1 protein-coding gene is annotated in these 349 nt (G+C 68.8%); it reads right to left on the bottom strand.

What is annotated here, in order from left to right:
- A partial coding sequence (locus P0G09_RS16135; protein WP_275253167.1) for an HTH domain-containing protein occupies window positions 1–335 on the bottom strand: 335 nt, incomplete at its 3' end.
- Between the last annotated feature and the right edge of the window lie 14 nt (window positions 336–349).

Consider the following 349-nt stretch of genomic DNA (forward strand, 5'->3'; position numbering starts at 1 on the left):
TGCTGATGGGCCGTGAGCACCAGCGTGCCGTGGGGCGCGCCGCCCAGTGCCAGCTGCTTGGCTGTCAGGTTGGAGCTTTGCAGCGTGTCGTAGATGTGAATGGGGGCGGGGTAGGTGCCCACCGCTTCGGCGCAGAAGGGGTCACCGCCTGCCAGCCGGTAGCCCCGGCGCGGGGCGGAATCCAGCGCGTATCCCTGGGCCGAAAGCGCCTGTGCCGCCTTGTGGACAGCCGCGCGGCTCACGCCCAGCGATTCGGCCAGCTGCTGGCCTGAGATATAGGCTCCCTCTGCCGCCGAAAGCGCCTGCAGCAGGGCCTGTTTGGTGCTTCCCCCCATGGAAAACGCCTCCT

It is taken from the genome of Faecalibacterium sp. DFI.5.82 (assembly GCF_029076575.1).
In the GTDB taxonomy this organism is placed as follows: domain Bacteria; phylum Bacillota; class Clostridia; order Oscillospirales; family Ruminococcaceae; genus Faecalibacterium; species Faecalibacterium duncaniae.